The organism is Atlantibacter sp. RC6 (genome assembly GCF_014193285.1).
Classification (GTDB): Bacteria; Pseudomonadota; Gammaproteobacteria; order Enterobacterales; family Enterobacteriaceae; genus Atlantibacter.
Genome location: NZ_JACHZE010000011.1, coordinates 107,059 through 130,481, shown reverse-complemented (window position 1 = coordinate 130,481; position 23,423 = coordinate 107,059). Strand labels below are relative to the sequence as shown.

Sequence of the window (23,423 nt, the reverse complement as noted above, 5' to 3'; positions counted from 1 at the left end):
CCTTTTTTAATCAGTTGATTTCAAAATCTAAGTCAAGGTCGTCCTGAGTCTCGATGGACTGAGGTTTGTTTTTGCGCGCCAGGCTTTTCAGAAGGTTGACCGCCAGCGCGGTGACCAGCGCGCCGACGATAACGGCAGCGATATAGCCCAGTTTTCCCTCTACCACGGGCAGAACGATCAACCCACCCCAGCCGGCATAGCATTTCGCACCCAGTAATGCCGCAGTCACCGTACCGCATACGGAACCCAGCATGATCGACGGAATAACGCGCAGCGGATCGGCAGCAGCGAACGGGATAGCGCCCTCCGTCACGCCAACGCAGCCCATTACCATGGCGGCTTTGCCCGCTTCGCGCTCTTCGTCGCTAAAATTTTTACGGTTAATCAGCGTTGCCAATCCCAGGCCAAGCGGCGGCACGCAAATCCCAACGGCAGCAATTGCCACCACGCCGTACACGCCCTGCGCAACGCAAATCAACATAAAGGCATAAGCCACTTTATTAACCGGCCCACCCATATCAAAGGCCAGCATCAGGCCCATAATGACGGCAAGCATGATCACGCTGCCCTGTTGCATTCCCTGCAACCACTGGGTCAGGCTCACAGTAAGCGCGCCGACAGGCTCGCCCAGTCCCCACATCATCACGCCCGCCGTGATAAATGTGCCAATGATGGGAATAACGAAGATAGGCATTACCGAACGCAGTACTTTCGGTACAGGGATTTTTTTCAGGTAGTGGATCACGATACCGCCGACAATCCCGGCGATGATGGCACCGAAGAAGCCCGCTCCAAAGCTATTGCCGACCCAGGCGCCAATGGCGCAGGGCGCAAGGGCTGAGCGGTCGGCAATGGAATAGCCGATATACGCGGCCAGAAACGGCACCATTAGCGTTAGCCCGGCAACGCCGATATCAAACAGCTTTTTCAGGTTTGGGTCAGTCAACGGGTCCGGCACCGCGCCTTTGCCGTAAAGCATCACAGAAACCGCAAGCAATATGCCGCCCGCAACCACAAAGGGGATCATATGTGATACCCCTGTCATTAAATGCTGGCGGGTGTTCTTAAGAATATGCACCAGTTCTTTCATAGGTCGCTCCTGGGTTTGCGTCACCTCCATCCACGAAGGTAATGCGGCAAACAATAGACAATCGCTGGTGGCGCAGACAGTGGATAAAAAAGCCATTTACTGGATTTTTGTACCATCGGATAAAAAATGCGATCCGCCTCAAATGTCGCAGTAAATTCAGAAAAGAGACAGAAATGAACGGCCATGTGAGTCAGTTCTCACTTTGGCGCTCATCTTACATAAATCCAGTTTTTGGCAGTTTTGTCGCGTGGCGGCCTGTCGTAATACGCCTTTATTCTGTTGCCCAAAGCATGAATGAATCAGGAGAGGCTAATGGCTCTGGTAATTGAATTTGTCTGTGATTTGCCTAATGGCGTGCATGCCCGGCCTGCAAGCCATGTCGAGAAACAATGCAATGCGTTTGCTGCGCAAATAGAGTGGCTAAATAGCCGAACGGGTAGAAAAGGCGACGCAAAAAGCGCGCTGGCGATTATTGGCACCGGGACGATAAAAGGCGATGCATGCCAGTTAACGATTTCCGGGAGTGACGAAAAAGAGGCCCATCTCCAGTTGGGAAAATGGCTTCGGGACGCCTTCCCGCTGTGCGACGAACCCATCGCGCAACCGGCCATCACTGTCGCCGAGCCGCTTCCCGAATCACTGACGCGCCTGAACCCAACCCTGTTCCATGCTAAATCCGTGTGCGCAGGTAGCGACTGTGGGATCCTCACGCCGTTAACCTCGCTGGATCTCAATAAAATTAATAACCTGCCTGAGCCGGACGGCGTGGAAGCGGAGCAGCAGGCGCTGGACAAAGGCTTAGCGCTGCTGATTAAAAGCATCGAGCTGCGGCTGCTTGACAGTGATGGCACCACCAGCGCGATCCTTGAGGCTCATCGTTCTCTGGCGCGGGATATCTCGTTACGCCAGCATTTACTGGCCGGCGTGACCCGGGGCCTGAGCTGTGCGCAAGCGATTATCGACAGCGCTAATCACTTTTGCGCCGAATTCAGGAATGCTGACAGCAGCTACCTGCAGGAGCGCGCGCTGGACGTGCGTGATATCTGTTTCCAGTTGCTCCAGCATATCTATGGCGAGCAGCGTTTTCCTGCGCCGGGCCAGCTGAAGCATCCCGCTATCTGCCTTGCGGATGAACTCACGCCCAGCCAGTTTCTGGAACTGGATAAATCCCTGCTTAAAGGACTGTTGCTGGAAAAAGGCGGGACCACCTCTCACACCGTTATCCTTGCGCGTTCATTTAATATCCCTACCCTGGTGGGCGTGGATATTCTGGCGCTCGCGCCCTGGTACAATCAGCCGGCCTATATTGATGGCAACGCAGAAATCGTGGTGGTTAACGCCAGCGAGGCGGTGACGCGCTATTACCAGCAAGAAGCGCGCACTCAGGCCGCCTTACGCGAACAACAGCAGGTGTGGCTAACACGCGAGGCCTGTACCGCTGACGGCATCAGGATGGAAGTGGCCGCCAATATCGCTCATGCCGTGGAAGCGCCGGGCGCATTCAATAACGGCGCGCAGTCAGTCGGCCTGTTCCGCACCGAAATGCTCTATATGGATCGCGCCAGCGCCCCGTCGGAAGATGAACTCTATAATATTTTCTGCCAGGCGCTGGAACCGGCGAAGGGGCGCAGCATTATTGTTCGCACGATGGATATCGGCGGCGATAAACCGGTGGAATATCTGAATATCCCCGCGGAAAATAACCCTTTCCTCGGCTACCGCGCCGTGCGTATTTATGAAGAGTATTCAGCGCTATTTTCTACACAGCTACGGGCGATCCTGCGCGCCTCCGCGCACGGTAAGTTAAAGATCATGATCCCGATGATCTCTTCCATGGAGGAGATCCTGTGGGTAAAAGAAAAGCTGTCAGAAGCCAAACAGCAGTTGCGTAACGAACAGACGCCGTTTGATGAAAAGATCCCGCTTGGCATTATGCTCGAAGTCCCGTCGGTGATGTTCATCATCGACCAGTGCTGCGAAGAGATCGACTTCTTCAGCATCGGCAGTAACGACCTGACGCAGTACTTGCTGGCAGTCGACCGCGATAACGCCAAAGTCACCCGTCACTACAACAGCCTTAACCCGGCATTTTTGCGGGCGCTGGATTATGCCGTGCAGGCGGTGCATCGCCAGGGTAAATGGATAGGCTTGTGCGGCGAGCTGGGCGCAAAAGGTTCGGTTCTGCCGCTGCTGGTCGGCATGGGGCTGGATGAAATCAGCATGAGCGCGCCAGCCATTCCCGCCGCGAAAGCGCGTTTAGCGCAGTTGGATAGCCGCGCCTGCCGCCAGTTGCTCAATCAGGCAATGGCGTGCCGCACCTCGCTTGAGGTTGAACATCTGCTGGCGCAATTCCGTATGTCGGCTCACGACACGCCGATTATTACCCCGGCCTGTATCTCGCTGGATAATGACTGGCGTAGCAAAGAAGAAGTGATGAAAGGCATGACCGATAAGCTGCTGCTTGCCGGGCGCTGCCGCTATCCACGCAAACTGGAAGCCGATTTGTGGGCCCGCGAAGCGGTGTTTTCAACCGGGCTCGGTTTCAGTTTCGCCATCCCGCACAGCAAATCCGAGCATATTGAGCAGTCGACCATCAGCGTAGCGCGGCTCCCTGCCCCGGTGCTCTGGGGTGACGAAGAGGCGCAGTTCATCATTATGTTGACGCTGAACAAACATGCCGCTGGCGATCAGCATATGCGGATTTTTTCACGTCTCGCACGCCGCATCATGCATGAAGAGTTCAGAAATGCGCTGGTCAATGCGCCTTCTGCCGACGCCATCGCATCACTGCTTCAAAAAGAGCTGGAACTTTAATCTAAGGAATCATCATGGAACTCTATTTAGATACCGCCAACGTTCAGGAAGTCGCTCGTCTGGCGCGCATTTTTCCACTGGCTGGCGTCACCACCAATCCCAGCATTATTGCCGCAGGCAAAACGCCGCTGTTTGAGGTATTGCCGCGTTTGCAGGACGCGCTTGGCGGGCGAGGGAAACTGTTTGCCCAGGTGATGAGCCGCGATGCGCAAGGCATGGTGCAGGAAGCCAAACGGCTGGAAAACGCCTGCCCCGGTATCGTGGTTAAAGTCCCTGTCAGTACTGAAGGGCTCGCTGCGATTAAGGCACTGAAGTCGACAGGCATCGCCACGCTGGGCACCGCCGTGTACAGCGCTGCGCAAGGGCTGCTGGCGGCGCTGGCGGGCGCGGATTATGTCGCCCCTTACGTTAACCGGGTTGATGCTCAGGGTGGCGACGGCATTCAGACAGTGCGGGAATTGCAAACCCTGCTTGAACTGCATGCGCCGCACTGCAAAGTGCTGGCGGCGAGCTTTAAAACGCCGCGCCAGGCGCTGGATTGCCTGCTTGCCGGATGCGAAGCCATCACCCTGCCTTTAGATGTCGCGCAACAAATGCTCGGTACCCCCGCAGTAGAATCGGCCATTGAGAAGTTCGAGCAAGACTGGAAAAACGCGTTTGGACAATTAAGTCTGTAACAGGAGGAGATGTATGGATCACATCATTCAGTCACCGGGTAAATATATTCAGGGCGCCGATGTGCTTAACCGCCTGGGCGATTACCTGAAACCCATGGCCGAACGCTGGCTGGTGGTCGGTGATAAATTCGTTTTAGGGTTTGCCCGCGAAAAACTACAGAACAGCCTGAGCGCTGCTGGTCTGGCGTTTGACATCGCCCCTTTCGGCGGCGAATGTTCGCAGAATGAGATCGACCGCCTGCGCGCGCTGGCGGAAAAAGCGCGCTGCAAAGCAGTGCTGGGCATCGGCGGCGGTAAAACGCTGGATACCGCCAAAGCGCTGGCGCATTACATGGCGGTGCCGGTGGCGATTGCGCCCACTATCGCCTCCACCGATGCGCCATGCAGCGCTCTGTCGGTCATTTATACCGATGACGGCGAGTTTGATCGCTATCTGCTGTTGCCGCATAACCCCAACATGGTGATCGTTGATACCGCCATCATCGCGGGCGCGCCTGCGCGCCTGCTGGCGGCGGGGATTGGCGACGCGCTGGCGACCTGGTTCGAGGCGCGCGCCTGTTCACGCAGCGGCGCAACCACGATGGCGGGCGGCCAGTGCACTCAGGCCGCGTTGGCCCTGGCGGAACTCTGTTACAACACGCTGCTGGAACAGGGCGAAAAAGCGATGCTGGCGGCGCAACAACATGTGGTCACCCCGGCGCTGGAGCGCGTGGTGGAAGCCAATACCTATCTGAGCGGCGTGGGTTTTGAAAGCGGCGGTCTGGCTGCTGCGCACGCGATCCACAACGGATTAACCGCTATCCCGGATGCGCATCATTTTTATCATGGTGAAAAAGTCGCATTCGGTACGCTGGTGCAGTTGGTACTGGAAAACGCGCCGCTGGAAGAGATAGAAACCGTTGCAGCGCTGTGTCATGCCGTGGGATTGCCGATCACGCTGGCGCAACTGGATATTAACAGTGATATTCCCGCCAAAATGCGGATTGTCGCTGAAGCCGCCTGCGCTGCCGGGGAAACCATCCACAATATGCCGGGCGGCGCGACAGCCGGGCAGGTGTATGCCGCGCTGTTAGTCGCCGACCAGTACGGTCAGGGCTTTTTGAAAAACTGGCAGTAACCTTGCCATGCCCGGCAGCGTGAAGCGCCGGGCATGCTTTAGGATGTTATACCGCCGGACGAACGCCCAGCGTATGGCAGATGGCGTAGCTCATTTCCGCGCGGTTCAGGGTATAGAAATGGAAATCTTTCACCCCTTCACGGCTGAGGATTTTCACCATGTCCATGGCGATATTCGCCCCCACCAGCTTGCGGGTTTCCGCATCTTCGTCCAGGCCAGAGAACATCTGAGCCATCCACGCCGGGATACGCACGTTGGTCATGTCGGCAAATTTTTTCGCCTGTTTGAAGTTGGACACCGGCAGGATGCCCGGAATGATTTCCACGTCAATCCCGGTTGCCGCGCAGCGGTCGCGGAACCGCAGATAGCTTTCCACATCAAAGAAGAACTGGGTGATAGCGCGGTTGGCGCCCGCGTCGATTTTGCGCTTCAGGTTCAGTAAATCCGCCTGGGCGCTTTTTGCTTCCGGATGCACTTCCGGGTACGCCGCGACGGAAATATCAAAATCCGCCACTTCTTTCAGCAGGCCCACCAGGTCGGCGGCATACATGTCCGGTTTGCCGCTACCCGGCGGTAAATCGCCGCGCAGGGCCACGATGTGCCGGATGCCATTTTCCCAGTAATCGCGGGCGATGATGCGCAGCTCATCACGGGTGGCGTCGATGCAGGTCAGGTGCGGCGCCGCTTCCAGACCGGTACGATCTTTAATCCCTTTGATAATGCTGTGCGTGCGGTCGCGCTCGCCGGAGTTCGCGCCATAGGTCACGGAAACGAATTTCGGTTTCAGGCTGCTCAAACGATCGATGGAATTCCACAGGGTCTGTTCCATTTCACTGGTGCGCGGCGGGAAAAACTCAAAGGAAACGTTAATGCGCCCGGCGACTTCGGCCAGACTCTGATTCAGTGCTTCCCGCTGGTTGGCGTGAAAAAAGCTCATACCCTTACCTCATCACTCGCTTGTCATTATTGGCTGTTGTGTTTTTTGACTTCTATACGTTTAGACGTCCAGATGTAAAAATGACGGAAAAGCGCCATCGCGTCAACTGAAAAATCACCAGAATGAATGAGGAATATTCAACGAACGTGAAAAAAATTCAGGATGGGGCGTCACAGAAAGAGAAAGCGCCTTTTGCCAGCGGAGGCAAAAGGCGCATATCAGATTACAGCAGTTGAGCCAGGCGGTTGAGATCGGACTGAATGGCTCCGGCGGTGACGTCGCGTCCGGCGCCTGGGCCACGGATCACCAGCGGGTTATCGCGATACCAGCGGCTTTCGATGGCAAACACGTTATCGCACGGCAGCAGCGACGCCAGCGGATGCTCAGGACGCACCGCCTCCACGCCGACGCGCGCTTTGCCATTGGCGTCGAAGCGCGCCACATAGCGCAGCACCAGCCCTATTTCCCGGGCGGCTTCCAGACGTTGCACCATCTGGTCATTCAGCGCATCACCGTTCTCGAAGAAGTGATCCACCGATCCCTCTTCGCAGCCCTGCGGCACCAGCGACTCGACGCGCACCTGGTCAGGTTCGATGTCGTACCCGGCTTCGCGCGCCAGGATCACCAGCTTGCGCATCACGTCTTTCCCGGACAGGTCGACGCGCGGATCTGGCTCGGTTAAGCCCTGCTGCCAGGCCTGATCCACCAGGTCGGTAAACGGCACGCTGCCGTCAAACTGCAAAAACAGCCAGGAGAGCGTCCCGGAGAAAATCCCGCTGATGGCCAGAATCGAATCGCCGCTGTCACGCAGGTCGCGCACGGTATGGTTAACCGGCAGCCCGGCGCCTACGGTGGCGTTGTACAACCAGTGACGGCCCGTTTTGGCAAACGCATCGCGGATTTGGCGATATTTGTTACTGTTGCTGGCACCCGCCAGCTTGTTGGCGCTGATCACATGGAAACCGTGGCTGGCGAAATCCAGATACTGATCGGCCAGCTCTTCGCTTGCCGTGACGTCCAGCACCACCAAATCGTCATACGGATGGTTGCGCATCCACAGGAACAGTGATTCTTCATCGTGATCCTGGGCTTCGTCATTAAAGAAGGCCAGGGCGCGGCTGGCGTCCAGCCCCTGATAATTTAGCTGGCTGCGGCGGCTATCCACCACGCCGGCCAGGACAAATTCAAAACCGGTGCGGGCGGAAAGCGTTTCCTGCTCGCGGGCGAACAGCTCCAGCCAGCGGGAGCCGATATTGCCTTTGCCGAACAGCATCAGGCCGATGCGCTTCTCGGCGCGGAACAGCGTCTGGTGCAGGCCCTGAATCAGGCTTTCGGTAGGGCCGACGCGCAGCACGGCCACCAGGCTGATGCCCTCTTCCGACTGCCAGATAAACTCCACCGGCTGATCTTTCAACTGTTGCCAGAAGCGGTGGCTGTGCAGCGGGTTGCGGCACACGCCTGCGCCCACCATCGCCACAAGCGCCAGCCCTTCACGCAGACGCAGTTCGCCAGGCAGGGCAGCGGCTTCCAGGGTGCTGAATGCGCTGCCGACCACTTCTGAGGTGTAGCACAGTTGCAGTAAACGGCGGTCGGGATGAACGCCAATCGACAGCGGACGGATCTGCGCGCGCTTCAGCACGCTTAGCGTTTCCTGATGCGCCAGTTTGAAATCCTGATCCGGCGCGACCAGCAGTTCAATCAGGCACACGTCGTCATGACTGGTGACAATGCGCGCGCCGGTGCCGGATGCCAACACGCGCTCAATGCGCGTGGAGCCCTGCTCCGGGTTGTAGCTGCACCGCAGCTGCAAATCGATATCGCTGCCGGAAACCGGCTGAAGGGTACGGGCGTGCAGTACCGGAGCCGCCAGACGCGCCAGTTCGCTGGCTTCATCAAGGCGCAGTAACGGCAGCAGGCAGGCGTCTTTTACTTTACGCGGGTCGGCGCTATAAACGCCCGCCACGTCGCTCCAGATGGTGACGCGGGAAACACCGCCCAGCGCGCCAATTTGGGTCGCGGAATAGTCAGAGCCGTTACGCCCCAGCAGGACAGTTTCACCCGCGTTATTGCGGCAGATAAAGCCCGTCACCACGACACGTTTGCCGGGATGCTGGGCCAGAAGCTGTTGCAGTAAAGGGTAAGAGAGACCTTCGTCCACCTGCGGCTGCGCGCTGCGCTCGGCGCGTAAAAATTCGCGCGCGTCCAGCCAGGTGGCGTCGATGCCCTGGAGATTCAGCACGGCGGACATCAAACGCGCCGACCAAATCTCGCCGTGACCCACGACTTCAGCATACACCGCATCGGTAATGGTGCCGTCGAGCAGCGCCGCCAGGCGCTCCAGATCGTGGATAAAGCCGCTAATCAGAGCGTCCGCTTTATCGGCGGGTAACAGTCCGCTGATTAATTCGGTCTGATAACGGCGCAGCGCCTGCTGAACCTGATGGGCGGACAGGCGATCCGTCTGGCTCAGTTTCAACCAACTGATCAACTGGTTAGTTGTACTGCCTGCGGCGGAAACCACCATCATGTCGTCCGGCTGCGAATACTCGGCCATAATTCCGGCCACGCGCTGGTAACACTTCACATCCGCAAGGCTACTACCACCAAATTTATGCAGTTGACGACCTTTCGCCCCTGCAGGCGCTGAAACACTCATGCTTACCCCTTAGCCGCTGCCCGGAAGCCATTTTCCAGGTCAGCAAGTAAATCTTCACTGTCTTCAATACCGGTTGAGATGCGCAGCAGCGTCTCGGAAATGCCTGCGGCGGCGCGCGCTTCTGGCGCCATACCCGCATGGGTCATGGTCGCGGCATGGGAAATCAGGCTTTCTACCCCGCCTAACGATTCCGCCAGTGTAAACAGCTCCAGCGCGCCAAGGAAGCGGCGCAGCGTCTCTTCATCGCCGTCGAGTTCAAAGCTCAGCATCGCGCCAAAACCCTTCTGCTGGCGAGCCGCAATGTCATGGCCCTGATTTTCCGGCAGAGAAGGATGATACAGCTTTTTCACCAGCGGTTGGGTCTTCAGATAGTCGATAATCGCCAGCGCGTTACGCTGCGCGATATCCATACGCGGCACCAGCGTGCGCAGGCCGCGCAGCAGCAAATAGCTGTCAAACGCCGCAGCGGTGACGCCAATATTATTTGCCCACCAGGCCAGATTAACGGCGGTCTCTTCATCACGGGAAATAACCACGCCCGCCACCACATCGGAATGGCCGTTGAGGTATTTGGTGCAGGAGTGCAGCACTAAATCGGCACCCAGAGAAAGCGGGTTTTGCAGCGCCGGGCTCAGGAAAGTGTTGTCCACTACGCTTACCGCTCCGGCTTCGCGGGTCAGGCGGCAGATTTTTTCGATATCCACGACACGCAACAGCGGGTTACTTGGCGTTTCGATCAGTACCAGCTTCGGTTTCTCCGCCAGCGCCGCTTTTAATGCCGCTTCATCGTTCTGATCGACAAACAGCACCCGGTAGCAGCCGCGTTTCGCCAGGCTATCGAACAGACGGTAGCTGCCGCCGTAGCAGTCGTGCGGCGCCACCAGCAGATCGCCTGGATTCAGATAAACCGTGGTCACCAGATGGATCGCCGACATCCCGGTATTGGTCAACACCGCCCCTGCGCCGCCTTCCAGTTCCGCCAGTGCGCGCTGGGTCACATCGCGCGTCGGGTTACCCCGGCGAGAATAGTCATGGGCGCGCGGCTCATTGAAACCGGTAAAGTTATAGGTGCTGGAAAGATGGATGGGCGGAACAACGCAGCCGTACTGTTCGTCATTATTTAATCCACTGCGTACTGCGATAGTGGCCTGTTTACGTGTCATGTTGAGCGGCTTCCTGGCTGAAGGACTGATCCCGGCAATGTCGCGGGATAATCGGGAATCGGTTCAAAGTCTGCCCACAGAGTAACCACAGAAGAAATGGACGTCAATACATCTGGACATCTAAACTTCTTTGCGTATAGATTGAGCAAAACCAAATTAGCCGTTAAAATTGTGTGTTTAGAGCAGTGGCGCGACGGGATCTCTGTGCGCGGCGCTATCCTGTTTATGGCTGTGGCCCGCCAGACCGGCCCCGGTCCACTATCAATATTGAGAGGATGAAAGGTATAACATGGCTGAATGGAGCGGCGAATATATCAGCCCATACGCTGAGCACGGTAAGAAGAGTGAACAAGTAAAAAAAATTACGGTTTCCATTCCTCTGAAGGTGTTAAAAATCCTCACTGATGAACGTACCCGTCGTCAGGTGAACAATCTGCGTCACGCCACCAACAGTGAACTACTGTGTGAAGCGTTTTTGCATGCTTTTACCGGTCAGCCGCTGCCAAACGATGAGGATCTGCGTAAAGAGCGCAGTGATGAAATCCCGGAAGAGGCGAAAGTGATCATGCGTGAGCTGGGTATCGACCCGGAGACGTGGGAATACTAAGCAAGAGGAGCGGCGCATCACGACGCCGCCGCTCTTTTTTAATACTGTCTTCGCAAAAATAATATCAATACTTCAGTTTTAGCATTTCATTTATTATGAAATACCTATGCAGTAAACAATATTATTGTTGCCCTCTAATCACGCATCATAATTAACGTAGTCGGTTAGAAATTATAACCGATACCTACACGATAGCGCGTTTGCCGATCGGACGTTGTCGCCGTATTATAACCACCCGACACATTACCAATTTCAGTAAACGGAACCCATGAGCCAATGTTATAAGCGATACGGAAGTTATACTCGTAGTCTTCATTTTTATTATTATAAAGATTTTCATGATCGGAGACTTTGTAGATGCCGTTCAATTCAAACATCCAGTCACCAACGTTATAACCCAACCAGGCTTCTGGCCGGTTAACATTCCGATCTTCTTTGCCGTCATTATTACGCCGCGTATATTCAAAACGGTAACGGAATGCGGTCCACCAGTTTTCATTAAAGTTGTACTGCACTTTAAGGTACGGCTTATAGGTCGCCATGTTGTCGCCCATCTCCACCGCCATCCCAGGCTGCCAGATGAGATTTTGCCAGTTGAACTGATAACTTGCCGTATATTCGTTGCTGTTACTTTCCATATTATTCAGCGCATCATTAGATTGTGCGTCATCAGAACGCGACACCGCTTCTACGGCAACGCCAAATCCACTACCAAAACGATGCGACATATAAACACGATCGTAATTGCGCCCGTCATCATAATATTCATGACGATAATCCACATACCCCGCCTGGGCGGCGCTGGTCAATAATGGAATAAGTAATAAAGCATACCCTGCCTTCATAAATAAGCCCTCAGAATATAAACCATGACAATAATTCAATCTGATAAAGCTATCCCGAAAATAATACACACCAAAGGAATCAGATCGGATAAATATTAAAAATCGTCACGAGTGTATTTAAGCGAGCGGGGCAAAACCTTTGATATTTTGCCATGGAAATTAAAAAGGTGGCAAAATCACGAAGATAAAAAGGGTGCGGATCTCAATGAAATTAATTTACTAAAAAAAATAAAAACACCATTTCAATTATAATTGATGGAAATGTAATTCATATTATCAATAGCAATATATAAAAGATAAAAGCCAGAAACAAAAAAAGCGCCTTGCGGCGCTTTTTTCTGACAGCGGAAACTTATTTGCTGCCCGGGATGCTGAAACGCTTGTTGAAGCGGTCAACACGGCCACCGGTAGCAACATCACGCTGTTTGCCGGTGTAGAACGGGTGGCATTTGCCACAAACGTCCAGGTTCAGATCGTGGCCCACAGTTGAGTGAGTCTTGATCACATTACCGCAAGAACAAGTTGCAGTAATTTCTGCGTAATTCGGGTGAATACCTTTTTTCATGGGAAACCTCAGTGAAGGCCGCGTCGCTCTTCCGGCCCTAACGCCAGACACCACGCGAAGTTGATAAATTCCCCGTCTCACCGGGTACTGCGGGTGTGTTCACTCCAGTACCGCGCGCCGGGGAAATACGTCGATTTGACTGCACGCTTTGTGCATCAAAGGCGGCGAATCATACAGAAATTAATCACCGCATGCAAACTGATCCGCAAATTGTCTTTCTCACAGTGTACACTATGCCGTCATTTTCTCAGCCGGGAGCCCGGATGTCTGTTGCCCATATTGCCCTGGCGGTGCCGCTGCCCCGCACCTTTGATTACCTGCTTCCCGCCGGGATGCAGGTGGCGGCAGGCTGTCGCGTGCGGGTACCCTTCGGCAAGCAGCAGCGCGTCGGGATTGTGGTTTCCGTTAGCGAACACAGTGAACTGCCGCGCGAAGAGCTAAAATCGGTGCTGGAATCCCTCGACGACGCGCCGCTGTTTTCCCCTTCTTTATGGCAACTGCTGCTGTGGGCGGCAGAGTATTACCACCACCCCATTGGCGATGTGCTGTTTCATGCGCTGCCGGTGCTGCTGCGCCAGGGCAAGCCCGCCAGCGGAACGCCGCTCTGGACCTGGTATGCGACTGAAGATGGCCAAGCCCTCGATATCAATAGCCTGAAACGCGCCCCGAAACAGCAGCAGGCGCTGGCGCTACTGCGCCACCAGCCGATTCTGCGCCACCAGCTTAGCGAGATGGAGCTGAGTGACGCGACGTTTCAGACGTTGCGTAGTAAAGGATTGTGCGATTTACGGGCGCAGTTGCCTGAGCAAACCGACTGGCGGCCTGGCTTTAGCGTGTCCGGCGAGCGGTTGCGTCTCAACACCGAGCAGGCCACTGCCGTGGGGGCGATCCACAGCGCCTCCGATCAATTTTCCGCCTGGCTGCTGGCAGGCGTAACCGGCTCGGGGAAAACCGAGGTTTACCTCAGCGTGCTGGAAAACGTGCTGGCTCAGGGCAAACAGGCGCTGGTACTGGTCCCGGAAATCGGCCTGACGCCGCAGACCATCGCGCGTTTCAGGGAACGGTTTAACGCCCCGGTGGAAGTGCTGCACTCGGCCCTGAACGACAGCGAGCGGCTGGCAGCCTGGCTGAAGGCCAAAAGCGGCGAAGCGGCGATAGTTATCGGTACCCGCTCGGCGCTGTTTACGCCGTTTAAACAGTTGGGCGTGATTGTTATCGATGAAGAACACGACAGCTCCTATAAACAGCAGGAAGGCTGGCGCTATCATGCCCGCGACCTGGCGGTGTATCGCGCTCACCGCGAGCAGATCCCGATTATCCTTGGCTCGGCAACGCCCGCGCTGGAAACGTTGCACAACGTGCGGGTGAAGAAGTACCGCGAACTGAAACTGACTCGTCGCGCGGGCAATGCGCGCCCGGCGATGCAACATCTGGTGGATTTGAAGGGCCAGCCGGTGCAGGCAGGCCTCGCCCCGGCATTGATCGCCCGGATGCGCCAGCATCTTCAGGCCGATAATCAGGTCATCTTATTTCTTAACCGGCGCGGTTTCGCCCCAGCGCTGCTCTGCCACGACTGCGGCTGGATTGCCGAATGCCCACGCTGCGACCACTACTACACGCTGCATCAGGCGCAGCATCAGTTGCGCTGCCACCACTGCGACAGCCAGCGCCCGGTGCCACGCCAGTGTCCACAGTGCGGCTCCACCCATACCGTGCCCGTCGGCCTGGGGACCGAACAGCTGGAGCAGGCGTTAAGCCCGCTGTTTCCCGGCGTGCCGCTGTCGCGTATTGATCGCGACACCACCAGCCGCAAAGGGGCGCTGGAGCAGCATCTGGCGGACGTACATCGCGGCGGCGCGCGGATCCTGATCGGCACGCAGATGCTGGCGAAGGGCCACCACTTTCCCGATGTGACGCTGGTCGCGCTGCTGGACGTGGACGGCGCGCTGTTCTCGGCGGATTTCCGTTCGCCGGAGCGTTTCGCCCAGCTGTATACTCAGGTCGCCGGGCGCGCCGGGCGTGCGGGTAAACAGGGGGAAGTGATCCTGCAAACCCATCACCCGGAGCATCCATTACTGCAAACGCTGCTCAGCCAGGGTTATGACGCTTTCGCTGAAGAAGCGCTGCGCACTCGCAGCCAGGTCTGGCTTCCGCCTTACAGCAGCCACGTGATGATCCGCGCGGAAGACCATAACAACCAGCAGGCCCCGCTGTTTTTACAACAGTTGCGTAACCTGTTGCAGGCCAGCCCGCTGGCGGATGACAAGCTGTGGATCCTCGGACCGGTTCCGGCGTTACAGCCGAAACGCGGCGGGCGCTTTCGCTGGCAGATCCTGTTGCAGCACCCGTCCCGCCTGAAGCTACAACATATTCTTAGCCAGAGCCTGGCGCTGGTGAACACGCTACCCGAGGCGCGCAAAGTCAAATGGACGCTGGATGTCGATCCCATCGAAAGCTAAATCGTCAGCACAATGCGGCAGAGATCGAAAAATAAAATCTTGATCACATTTCTTATGCAATTTTTGTAACCGTGCGGTGTAAATATCTGATAAGAATGATCGGTCAAGCCAGACCACAGGACGTGTCTGCGCCCGCGATAGTTTGCGAGGAGAAGAAGTTGAACCCGAAGAAACAGGTTGTTGCCGCAACCATGAAAGATGTTGCCGAGCGGGCAAATGTCTCAACCGCCACGGTATCTCGTGCATTAATGAATCCTGAGAAGGTTTCTCAGGCTACCCGTAATAAGGTAGAGCAAGCCGCTATTGACGTGGGTTATTTGCCTGGCTCCCTGAACCGCAATTTAAAACGTAACGAGTCACGCACTATCCTGGTGATTGTCCCGGATATCTGCGATCCCTTTTTCAGCGAAATCATTCGCGGCATTGAAGTCACCGCCGCTGACCAGGGCTATCTGGTGCTGATTGGCGACTGCGCGCACCAGAATCAGCAAGAAAAAACCTTTATTGACCTGATTATCACCAAGCAGATCGACGGCATGCTGCTGCTCGGCTCGCGCCTGCCGTTCGACGCCAGTAAAGAAGAGCAGCGCAATCTGCCGCCGATGGTGATGGCGAACGAATTTGCGCCGGAACTGGAACTGCCGACGGTGCATATCGATAACCTGACCGCCGCCTTTAACGCCGTGAACTACCTTCATGAACTGGGGCACGACCAGATCGCCTGTATCGCCGGGCCAGAAGAGATGCCGCTGTGCCATTACCGGTTACAGGGCTACGTCCAGGCGTTACGCCGCAGCGGGATGCAGGTCGACCCGCACTATATCGCCCGGGGCGATTTCACGTTTAACGCCGGCGCACAGGCGCTGGATCAGTTGCTGAATCTGCCCAATCCGCCAACGGCGATCTTCTGCCACAGCGATGTGATGGCGCTGGGTGCGCTGTCGCAGGCCAAGCGCCGCGGCTATAAAGTGCCGGACGATTTGTCGATTATCGGCTTTGATAACATCGCGCTGGCAGAATTCTGCGACCCGCCGTTAACCACGATTTCGCAGCCGCGTTTCGAGATTGGCCGCGAGGCCATGCTGCTGCTGCTCGATCAGCTACATGGCCAGGTCGTGAGCAGCGGTTCACGCCTGCTGGATTGTGAGCTGATGGTGCGCGGCTCCACGCGGGCTCGCAAGGCGGCAAAATAGTTTCGATTAGGACTCACCTCACTGGTCAAAAGCCCGTCCCTTAAGTAACATGACGGGCTGATAAACGAATAAATACAGCGAAACGATAGTGGCACAACGAGATTATGTACGCCGCGGACAGCCGAGCCCCGCGCGGCGGAAGAAACCGACTACCCGCAAAAAGCAACGTAACCTGCCTGCTGTTTCCCCGGCCATGGTCGCTATCGCAGCGGCCGTTCTGGTGACCTTTATCGGTGGCCTGTACTTTATTACCCATCATAAGTCTGAAGAAGCCGAGGTCATCCCGGGTCACAAAGTGACGGGAAATGGCTTGCCGCCGAAACCTGAAGAGCGCTGGCGCTATATTAAAGAGCTGGAAAACCGCCAGCCGGGCGTACGCACCCCGACCGAGCCGTCCGCCGGTGGGGAGATCATGAACCAAGATCAGTTGACCAACGAACAGCGTCAGCTACTGGCTCAAATGCAGGCGGATATGCGCCAGCAGCCCACCCAGCTCAACGAAGTGCCGTGGAACGAGCAAACCCCTGCCCAGCGCCAGCAAACCTTGCAGCGCCAGAAACAGATCCAACAGCAGAATACCGTTGCGCAGCAGCAGCGTACCCCGCCGCGCGTCGAGCAGCCGTACCAGCAAACCCAGCCGGTACGCGCCGCCACGGTCCAGGAGCAGCCGGTGCGCAGCGCGCAAACGCAGAAACCTGCCGCGCCGCAAACCAACCGGACAACTGCCAGCCAGCAGCCCTATCAGGATTTGCTGCAAACGCCGCCGCACACCGCGCAGCGTGAACCTGCGCAGCCGAAGGCCACCGCCCAGGCCGCGCCGGTCACCCGCGAAACCGCGCCGGAAAAACCAACCGCCGAGAAAAAAGATGAACGCCGCTGGATGGTGCAGTGCGGTTCCTTTAAAGGTGCCGAGCAGGCGGAAACCGTGCGGGCGCAGCTGGCGTTTGAGGGCTTTGATTCCCGCATTACCGCCAATAACGGCTGGAACCGCGTGGTGATCGGCCCGGTGAAAGGCAAAGAAAACGCCGATGGCACCCTCACCCGCCTGAAGCTCGCCGGTCACACTAACTGCATTCGTCTCGCCGCGGGGGGTTGAAACCCCCAAAACACCCCCCATCTATAATTGCATTCTGCCCCGCGCCTGGCGCGGGGCCTGTATTCAGCTATCGAAAAGGGGTCTGTCAGTGACAACAATAGTAAGCGTACGCCGCAACGGACAGGTGGTGATTGGTGGCGATGGACAGGCCACTCTGGGCAATACCGTAATGAAAGGCAACGTCAAAAAAGTGCGTCGCCTTTACAACGATAAAGTCATTGCGGGTTTCGCGGGCGGTACGGCGGACGCCTTCACGCTGTTTGAACTCTTCGAACGCAAACTGGAAATGCATCAGGGCCATCTGGTGAAAGCGGCTGTAGAGCTTGCCAAAGACTGGCGTACCGACCGTATGCTGCGCCGTCTGGAAGCGCTGCTGGCGGTGGCGGATGAAACGGCATCCCTGATCATCACCGGTAACGGCGATGTGATCCAACCGGAAAACGATTTGATTGCGATTGGTTCCGGTGGCCCGTATGCCCAGGCCGCGGCGCGCGCGCTGCTGGAAAACACCGAACTGGACGCCCGTGAAATTGTTGAGAAGTCGCTGGGGATTGCAGGTGATATTTGCATCTACACCAACCACTTCCTGACCATCGAAGAACTCTCCTCTAAAGCGTAAGGATTTCCCATGTCTGAAATGACCCCACGCGAAATTGTCAGCGAACTCGACAAACACATTATCGGCCAGGACGCGGCGAAGCGTTCTGTGGCCATCGCGCTGCGTAACCGCTGGCGCCGTATGCAGCTTGATGAAGAGCTGCGTCATGAAGTGACACCGAAAAACATTCTGATGATCGGCCCCACCGGCGTGGGTAAAACCGAAATCGCCCGTCGTCTGGCTAAACTGGCCCATGCGCCGTTTATCAAAGTGGAAGCGACCAAGTTCACCGAAGTGGGCTATGTCGGTAAAGAAGTGGATTCTATCATCCGCGATCTGACCGATGCCGCGATTAAGATGGTGCGCATGCAGTCCATTGAAAAGAACCGCTATCGCGCCGAAGAGATGGCGGAAGAGCGCATTCTGGATGTGCTGATCCCACCGGCTAAAAACAACTGGGGCCAGGCGGAGCAGGCGCAGGAGCCTTCTGCCGCGCGTCAGGCGTTCCGCAAGAAGCTGCGTGAAGGCCAACTGGATGATAAAGAGATTGAAATCAATCTCGCCGCTGCGCCGATGGGCGTAGAAATCATGGCGCCTCCGGGCATGGAAGAGATGACCAACCAGCTACAGTCCATGTTCCAGAACCTGGGCGGGCAGAAGCAGAAGCCGCGTAAGCTGAAAATCAAAGACGCGATGAAGCTGCTGGTGGAAGAAGAAGCCGCCAAACTGGTCAATCCGGAAGAGCTGAAGCAAGACGCGATTGACGCGGTTGAACAGCACGGCATCGTGTTTATCGATGAGATCGACAAAATCTGTAAGCGCGGTAACGTATCCGGCCCGGATGTGTCCCGTGAAGGCGTGCAGCGCGACCTGCTGCCGCTGGTGGAAGGCTGTACGGTATCCACCAAACACGGCATGGTGAAAACCGACCACATCCTGTTTATCGCTTCCGGCGCGTTCCAGGTGGCCAGCCCGTCTGACCTGATCCCGGAATTACAGGGTCGTCTGCCGATCCGCGTTGAGCTTCAGGCGCTGACCGCAGAAGACTTTGAACGCATCCTGACCGAGCCGAACGCCTCTGTCACCGTCCAGTACAAAGCGCTGATGGCGACCGAAGGCGTGAATATCGACTTCACTGATGACGGCATCAAACGCATCGCCCAGGCGGCGTGGCAGGTTAACGAGAGCACCGAGAACATCGGCGCGCGTCGTTTACATACCGTGCTGGAGCGTCTGATGGAAGAGATCTCCTACGACGCCAGCGATCTCAACGGTCAGACCATCATCATTGATGCGGAATACGTTGGTAAGCATCTGGATGAGCTGGTTGCGGATGAAGATTTGAGCCGCTTCATTCTGTAATTGCCTGTTTGTTCGGCGCGTAACTCTAAAGAGGTGGTCGGCACGTCTCGCTTAACAGAGTTCGGCGACACCTCTGCAACTTACCGGTGGTTGTGGTTATAATCGCGCTCAGTGCAATTTCATCATTTACGATGGGGGCAATTCGCCCCCATTTTTTATTGGTTCGCTTACTATGACTGACTCACAATCACTGAGCCGTACGCAAGCCTGGCTGGAAAGCCTGCGCCCACGTACTCTTCCCCTCGCGTTCGCCTCCATTGTGGTTGGTAGCGCGCTCGCCTGGTGGCAGGGCGTCTTCGATCCGCTGATCGCGCTGCTGGCGCTGCTGACGGCGGGCCTGCTGCAAATCCTGTCCAACCTCGCCAATGACTACGGCGATGCGGTAAAAGGCAGCGATAAGCCGGACCGCATCGGGCCGCTGCGTGGGATGCAAAAGGGCGCGATCACTCAGGCTCAGATGAAACGTGCGTTAATTATTACTGTGGCGCTGATTTGCCTGTCCGGCTTCGCGCTGGTATGGGTCGCCTGCCGCACCTTCAGCGACTTTTTAGGATTTTTGTTGCTGGGGTTACTGTCGATTATCGCCGCCATCACCTATACCGTGGGCACCCGCCCTTACGGCTATCTCGGCCTTGGCGATATTTCGGTACTGATTTTCTTCGGCTGGCTGAGCGTGATGGGCACCTGGTATTTGCAGGCGCATACGCTGATCCCGGCGATTTTCCTGCCCGCTACCGCCTGCGGCCTGCTGGCAACCGCGGTGCTGAATATCAACAACCTGCGCGATATCGACAGCGATCGTATCAATGGCAAAAACACACTGGCGGTACGGCTTGGCCCGGAACGCGCCCGCCGCTATCACGCATTTTTGTTGATCGGCACGCTGGTGTGCCTGGCGCTGTTTAACCTGTTTTCACTGCAAAGCCCGTGGGGCTGGTTGTTCATTCTGGCGGCGCCGATGTTGGTCAGACAGGCGCAATACGTGGTGCGGGAACGCGATCCGCTGGCGATGCGCCCGATGCTGGAACGTACAGTTAAGGGTGCGCTGCTGACTAACCTGTTGTTTGCAATAGGTGTTATTTTGAGTCAGGCCCATTTTTAACTGACAAATATCAATTAACAATTGATGATTTTGCCAACAATCGACTGAAAGCGATATACTGAAAACTCTCGCAGCAACGAAACCTTAAGCCTATGAAATACGATACTTCTGAGCTTTGTGACATTTATCATGAAGAAGTCAATGTGGTGGAGCCGCTGTTCTCCAACTTCGGCGGGCGTTCCTCTTTTGGCGGACAGATCATTACCGTGAAATGTTTCGAGGACAACGGGTTGCTGTACGAGCTACTCGAGCAAAATGGCCGCGGACGCATTTTACTGGTGGACGGCGGCGGTTCCGTTCGTCGCGCGTTGCTTGACGCCGAACTGGCGCGTCTGGCGGTGCAAAACGAATGGGAAGGCGTGGTCATCTACGGTGCGGTGCGTCAGGTGGACGATCTGGAAGAGCTGGACCTCGGCATTCAGGCCCTGGCCGCCATTCCGGTTGGCGCGTCCGGAGAAGGCATTGGTGAAAGCGACGTGCGCGTCAATTTCGGCGGTGTGACCTTCTTCTCCGGCGACCATCTGTATGCCGACAATACCGGCATGATCCTTTCCGAAGACCCGCTCGATATCGAATAATCCTCATTCAGGCCATCCCGTTCGGATGGCCTGAATGTTTTCTGTTACCAGCCAGGCACCGCCCCACCGTTAAAGATTTTCTCCGCCGCTTGCGCCACTTCCGGCGACTGATACGACTGAATAAACTTCTTCACGTTTTCCGCGTCTTTGTTCTCTTCCCGCGTCACGATAATGTTCACATACGGCGAGTTTTTATCTTCGATAAACACGCTGTCATGTACCGGCGACAGGTTCAGCTGCTGAATGTAGGTGGTGCTGATGATCGCCACGTCGACTTTCGGGTCGTCCAGCACGCGCGGCAACTGCGCGCCTTCCAGCTCCATGATGTTCAGGTGGCGTGGGTTAGCGGTAATATCCAGCGCCGTTGGCAGCAGGCCGGTATCCGGCTTGAGGGTAATCAGCTTCTCTTTCTGTAACAGCAGCAACGCGCGGCCCAGATTGGTGGGGTCGTTCGGGATCGCAACGGTTGCGCCATCTTTTAATTCATCAACCGATTTAATCTGGCGAGAATAACCGGCCATCGGGAAGACAAAGGTATTGCCGACCGCCACCAGTTTGTAGTTATGCGCTTTGTTATCCTGTTCGAGGAACGGACGATGCTGGAATACGTTGGCATCCAGTTCGCCCTGATTGGTGGCATCGTTCGGCAGCAGCGAACCGCTGAAGCCCACCAGTTCCACATCCAGATCGTATTTTTCTTTGGCGACCTTTTTGGCCACTTCCGCCACATCCTGTTCCGCGCCGTTAATCACGCCCACTTTGATGTGTTTGGCACTATCGCTTTGTTGGTCGCAGCCCGCCAGCAGCAGGCCGGTCAGCAGTACCGCAGCGGCCATCGGGCCACGAGACATCCCCAGTTTCATTTTTGTTATCCTTAGCTATCCATTGATTCCGCCAGAAAAAGACTATAGCGAGATTAACGAAGCGGGATAAAAAACGAAAAGGAATGGGCAAGAAGAAAAAAGCATAAGCGGAGTGAAGAAACAAAAAAGGCACCGAAACGGTGCCTTTCATGCGGGAGAGGTAATTACACTTCTTCCATGCGACCCAGCAGCGCCTGCAGACGTTCCTGCCACACGTGCTGCTGTTCTTTCAGCTGGTTGTTTTCGCGCTCCAGCTCTTCACGGCTGCCCTGCGCGTGCTGAACTTCCTGCGCCAGGCTGTTGTTCTTTTCTTTCAGTTCTTCAATTTCCATCTGCAACAGGGTGATGGTATCAACAGCCTGCTGTACTTTCGCTTCCAGTTTCTCAAACACTTCAAATGACATCGTCATACCTCTCCAGAATTGCCAGGCGTTGATAGAGTGCTATCCCTTACCGTCTCCGGTGACGCCTTAATTACCAGGTGCTCACCACATGAGTCCGATTGTATGGAGCGTTGCCGCCAGTGTCCAGCAGCACTCTATGCTGTTTGCGAAATGCAACACTTTTCAGTCTATGCCGAACGCATTTCACCAATATCCCCGGTAAATGTTAACAACTCACGCCAGCCGTCGATATGGAATTCCGTGCGCGTCCCCAGCAAAATTCGCGCGAAAACGCGCGTTTTATTGACGAACCACACACATTTTAAGTTCGATATTTCTCGTTTTTGCTCGTTAACGATAAATTAACACCATGTCTACAGGGCATAACGGGTGATATCGCACCCGGAATAACAATAATCATCACTTTTACCTTCAGGACCCGATTATGAGTCAAACATCAACCTTAAAAGGCCAGTGCATCGCCGAGTTCCTCGGTACCGGGTTGTTGATTTTCTTTGGTGTGGGCTGCGTCGCCGCGTTGAAAGTGGCGGGTGCCAGCTTCGGCCAGTGGGAAATCAGCGTGATTTGGGGGTTAGGGGTAGCCATGGCTATCTACCTGACCGCGGGCGTATCCGGCGCTCATCTTAATCCCGCCGTCACGCTTGCGCTGTGGTTATTTGCTTGCTTTGATAAACGTAAAGTCGTCCCCTACATTGTGTCTCAATTTGCCGGTGCCTTTTGCGCCGCTGCGTTGGTTTACGGGCTTTATTACAATCTTTTCTACGATTACGAACATACTCACAATATGGTGCGCGGCAGCGTTGAAAGCCTTGATTTGGCAGGCGTGTTTTCAACCTACCCTAACCCGCACATCAACTTCTTCCAGGCCTTTGCCGTTGAGATGGTGATCACGGCGATTTTGATGGGACTGATCCTGGCGCTCACGGATGACGGTAACGGCATTCCGCGCGGCCCGCTCGGCCCGTTGTTGATCGGCCTGCTGATCGCCGTTATCGGCGCGTCCATGGGCCCGCTGACCGGCTTCGCGATGAACCCGGCGCGTGATATCGGACCGAAAGCCTTTGCCTGGCTTGCCGGCTGGGGCAACGTCGCCTTTACCGGCGCGAAAGATATTCCTTACTTCCTGGTGCCGTTGCTCGGCCCGGTGGCAGGTGCAGCAATCGGGGCCTTCGGTTATCGTAAGCTGATTGGCCGCCACTTACCTTGCGATGTCTGCGCTGTGGAAGATGACAAAGCATCGGCAACCTCCAGCGCGCAACAAAAAGCTACGCTGTAATAAGACTGAAGGGACAAGAAA

The 23,423-nt window shown here is 56.0% G+C and carries 20 protein-coding genes; 12 read left to right on the top strand and 8 right to left on the bottom strand.

All coding sequences use genetic code 11. The features are described from left to right. Positions 1 to 10: 10 nt before the first annotated feature. Positions 11 to 1,090 carry a PTS fructose transporter subunit EIIC gene (locus FHW74_RS19955; RefSeq protein ID WP_183172074.1) on the bottom strand — a complete coding sequence of 360 codons (1,080 nt, stop codon included), beginning with the start codon at positions 1,088 to 1,090 and terminating at the stop codon, positions 11 to 13. 312 nt (positions 1,091 to 1,402) lie between these two features. Between FHW74_RS19955 and ptsP the strand changes: the two genes are divergently transcribed. The 3 genes from ptsP to FHW74_RS19940 are packed head-to-tail and all read left to right on the top strand — an operon-like array spanning position 1,403 to position 5,698. After that, complete coding sequence (gene ptsP / locus FHW74_RS19950) at positions 1,403 to 3,904, top strand: phosphoenolpyruvate--protein phosphotransferase (protein ID WP_183172073.1); 2,502 nt, start codon at positions 1,403 to 1,405, stop codon at positions 3,902 to 3,904. 14 nt (positions 3,905 to 3,918) lie between these two features. Further along, positions 3,919 to 4,581 carry a fructose-6-phosphate aldolase gene (fsa, locus tag FHW74_RS19945; protein ID WP_183172072.1) on the top strand — a complete coding sequence of 221 codons (663 nt, stop codon included), beginning with the start codon at positions 3,919 to 3,921 and terminating at the stop codon, positions 4,579 to 4,581. 13 nt (positions 4,582 to 4,594) lie between these two features. Further along, positions 4,595 to 5,698 (top strand): glycerol dehydrogenase, encoded by a 1,104-nt coding sequence (locus FHW74_RS19940; RefSeq protein WP_183172071.1) that lies wholly within the window; start codon positions 4,595 to 4,597, stop codon positions 5,696 to 5,698. Between the two features lie 46 nt (positions 5,699 to 5,744). Here the strand turns inward: FHW74_RS19940 and metF are convergent, their stop codons facing one another. The 3 genes from metF to metB all read right to left on the bottom strand — a co-directional run bounded on the left by metF (position 5,745) and on the right by metB (position 10,454). Continuing rightward, the gene (gene metF, locus FHW74_RS19935) at positions 5,745 to 6,635 is read right to left on the bottom strand and encodes a methylenetetrahydrofolate reductase (RefSeq protein ID WP_183172070.1); all 891 of its coding nucleotides are present in this window, start codon (positions 6,633 to 6,635) and stop codon (positions 5,745 to 5,747) included. A 223-nt stretch (positions 6,636 to 6,858) separates the two neighbouring features. Next, positions 6,859 to 9,291, bottom strand: coding sequence for a bifunctional aspartate kinase/homoserine dehydrogenase II (locus FHW74_RS19930; RefSeq protein WP_183172069.1), 2,433 nt, complete (start codon positions 9,289 to 9,291; stop codon positions 6,859 to 6,861). Positions 9,292 to 9,293: 2 nt separating this feature from the next. Beyond that, positions 9,294 to 10,454: a cystathionine gamma-synthase gene (gene metB / locus FHW74_RS19925; RefSeq protein ID WP_183172068.1), complete on the bottom strand. Its 1,161-nt coding sequence runs from the start codon at positions 10,452 to 10,454 to the stop codon at positions 9,294 to 9,296. A gap of 289 nt (positions 10,455 to 10,743) precedes the next feature. On the opposite strand from metB, the gene metJ reads away from it, so the two are divergent. Continuing rightward, a complete protein-coding gene (metJ, locus tag FHW74_RS19920) occupies positions 10,744 to 11,061 on the top strand; it encodes a met regulon transcriptional regulator MetJ (RefSeq protein WP_015966498.1) in 318 nt (105 codons plus the stop codon). A gap of 164 nt (positions 11,062 to 11,225) precedes the next feature. On the opposite strand, the gene FHW74_RS19915 is transcribed toward metJ, so the two are convergent. Next, positions 11,226 to 11,906 carry an oligogalacturonate-specific porin KdgM family protein gene (locus FHW74_RS19915; RefSeq protein WP_183172067.1) on the bottom strand — a complete coding sequence of 227 codons (681 nt, stop codon included), beginning with the start codon at positions 11,904 to 11,906 and terminating at the stop codon, positions 11,226 to 11,228. A 352-nt stretch (positions 11,907 to 12,258) separates the two neighbouring features. Then, the gene (rpmE, locus tag FHW74_RS19910; RefSeq protein WP_183172066.1) at positions 12,259 to 12,471 is read right to left on the bottom strand and encodes a 50S ribosomal protein L31; all 213 of its coding nucleotides are present in this window, start codon (positions 12,469 to 12,471) and stop codon (positions 12,259 to 12,261) included. A 263-nt stretch (positions 12,472 to 12,734) separates the two neighbouring features. Here rpmE and priA point away from each other — a divergent pair, with 263 nt between their 5' ends. The 7 genes from priA (at position 12,735) to rraA (ending at position 20,859) form a co-directional block, all read left to right on the top strand. Next, a complete protein-coding gene (gene priA / locus FHW74_RS19905) occupies positions 12,735 to 14,930 on the top strand; it encodes a primosomal protein N' (RefSeq protein ID WP_183172065.1) in 2,196 nt (731 codons plus the stop codon). 158 nt (positions 14,931 to 15,088) lie between these two features. After that, complete coding sequence (gene cytR, locus FHW74_RS19900; RefSeq protein ID WP_183172064.1) at positions 15,089 to 16,123, top strand: DNA-binding transcriptional regulator CytR; 1,035 nt, start codon at positions 15,089 to 15,091, stop codon at positions 16,121 to 16,123. An 88-nt stretch (positions 16,124 to 16,211) separates the two neighbouring features. Beyond that, the gene (gene ftsN, locus FHW74_RS19895) at positions 16,212 to 17,219 is read left to right on the top strand and encodes a cell division protein FtsN (protein ID WP_183172063.1); all 1,008 of its coding nucleotides are present in this window, start codon (positions 16,212 to 16,214) and stop codon (positions 17,217 to 17,219) included. A gap of 88 nt (positions 17,220 to 17,307) precedes the next feature. Then, complete coding sequence (gene hslV, locus FHW74_RS19890; RefSeq protein ID WP_183172062.1) at positions 17,308 to 17,838, top strand: ATP-dependent protease subunit HslV; 531 nt, start codon at positions 17,308 to 17,310, stop codon at positions 17,836 to 17,838. A 9-nt stretch (positions 17,839 to 17,847) separates the two neighbouring features. Further along, complete coding sequence (hslU, locus tag FHW74_RS19885; RefSeq protein WP_183172061.1) at positions 17,848 to 19,179, top strand: HslU--HslV peptidase ATPase subunit; 1,332 nt, start codon at positions 17,848 to 17,850, stop codon at positions 19,177 to 19,179. A 172-nt stretch (positions 19,180 to 19,351) separates the two neighbouring features. After that, positions 19,352 to 20,281, top strand: coding sequence for a 1,4-dihydroxy-2-naphthoate polyprenyltransferase (gene menA, locus FHW74_RS19880; protein WP_183172060.1), 930 nt, complete (start codon positions 19,352 to 19,354; stop codon positions 20,279 to 20,281). A 92-nt stretch (positions 20,282 to 20,373) separates the two neighbouring features. Further along, positions 20,374 to 20,859 (top strand): ribonuclease E activity regulator RraA, encoded by a 486-nt coding sequence (rraA, locus tag FHW74_RS19875; protein ID WP_125294943.1) that lies wholly within the window; start codon positions 20,374 to 20,376, stop codon positions 20,857 to 20,859. A 44-nt stretch (positions 20,860 to 20,903) separates the two neighbouring features. Here rraA and nlpA read toward each other — a convergent pair whose 3' ends face one another. Beyond that, positions 20,904 to 21,722 (bottom strand): lipoprotein NlpA, encoded by an 819-nt coding sequence (gene nlpA / locus FHW74_RS19870; RefSeq protein ID WP_183172059.1) that lies wholly within the window; start codon positions 21,720 to 21,722, stop codon positions 20,904 to 20,906. A 164-nt stretch (positions 21,723 to 21,886) separates the two neighbouring features. Beyond that, the gene (gene zapB / locus FHW74_RS19865) at positions 21,887 to 22,132 is read right to left on the bottom strand and encodes a septal ring assembly protein ZapB (RefSeq protein WP_183172058.1); all 246 of its coding nucleotides are present in this window, start codon (positions 22,130 to 22,132) and stop codon (positions 21,887 to 21,889) included. A 418-nt stretch (positions 22,133 to 22,550) separates the two neighbouring features. Here zapB and FHW74_RS19860 point away from each other — a divergent pair, with 418 nt between their 5' ends. Further along, positions 22,551 to 23,402: an MIP/aquaporin family protein gene (locus FHW74_RS19860; RefSeq protein ID WP_183172057.1), complete on the top strand. Its 852-nt coding sequence runs from the start codon at positions 22,551 to 22,553 to the stop codon at positions 23,400 to 23,402. Positions 23,403 to 23,423: the final 21 nt, after the last annotated feature.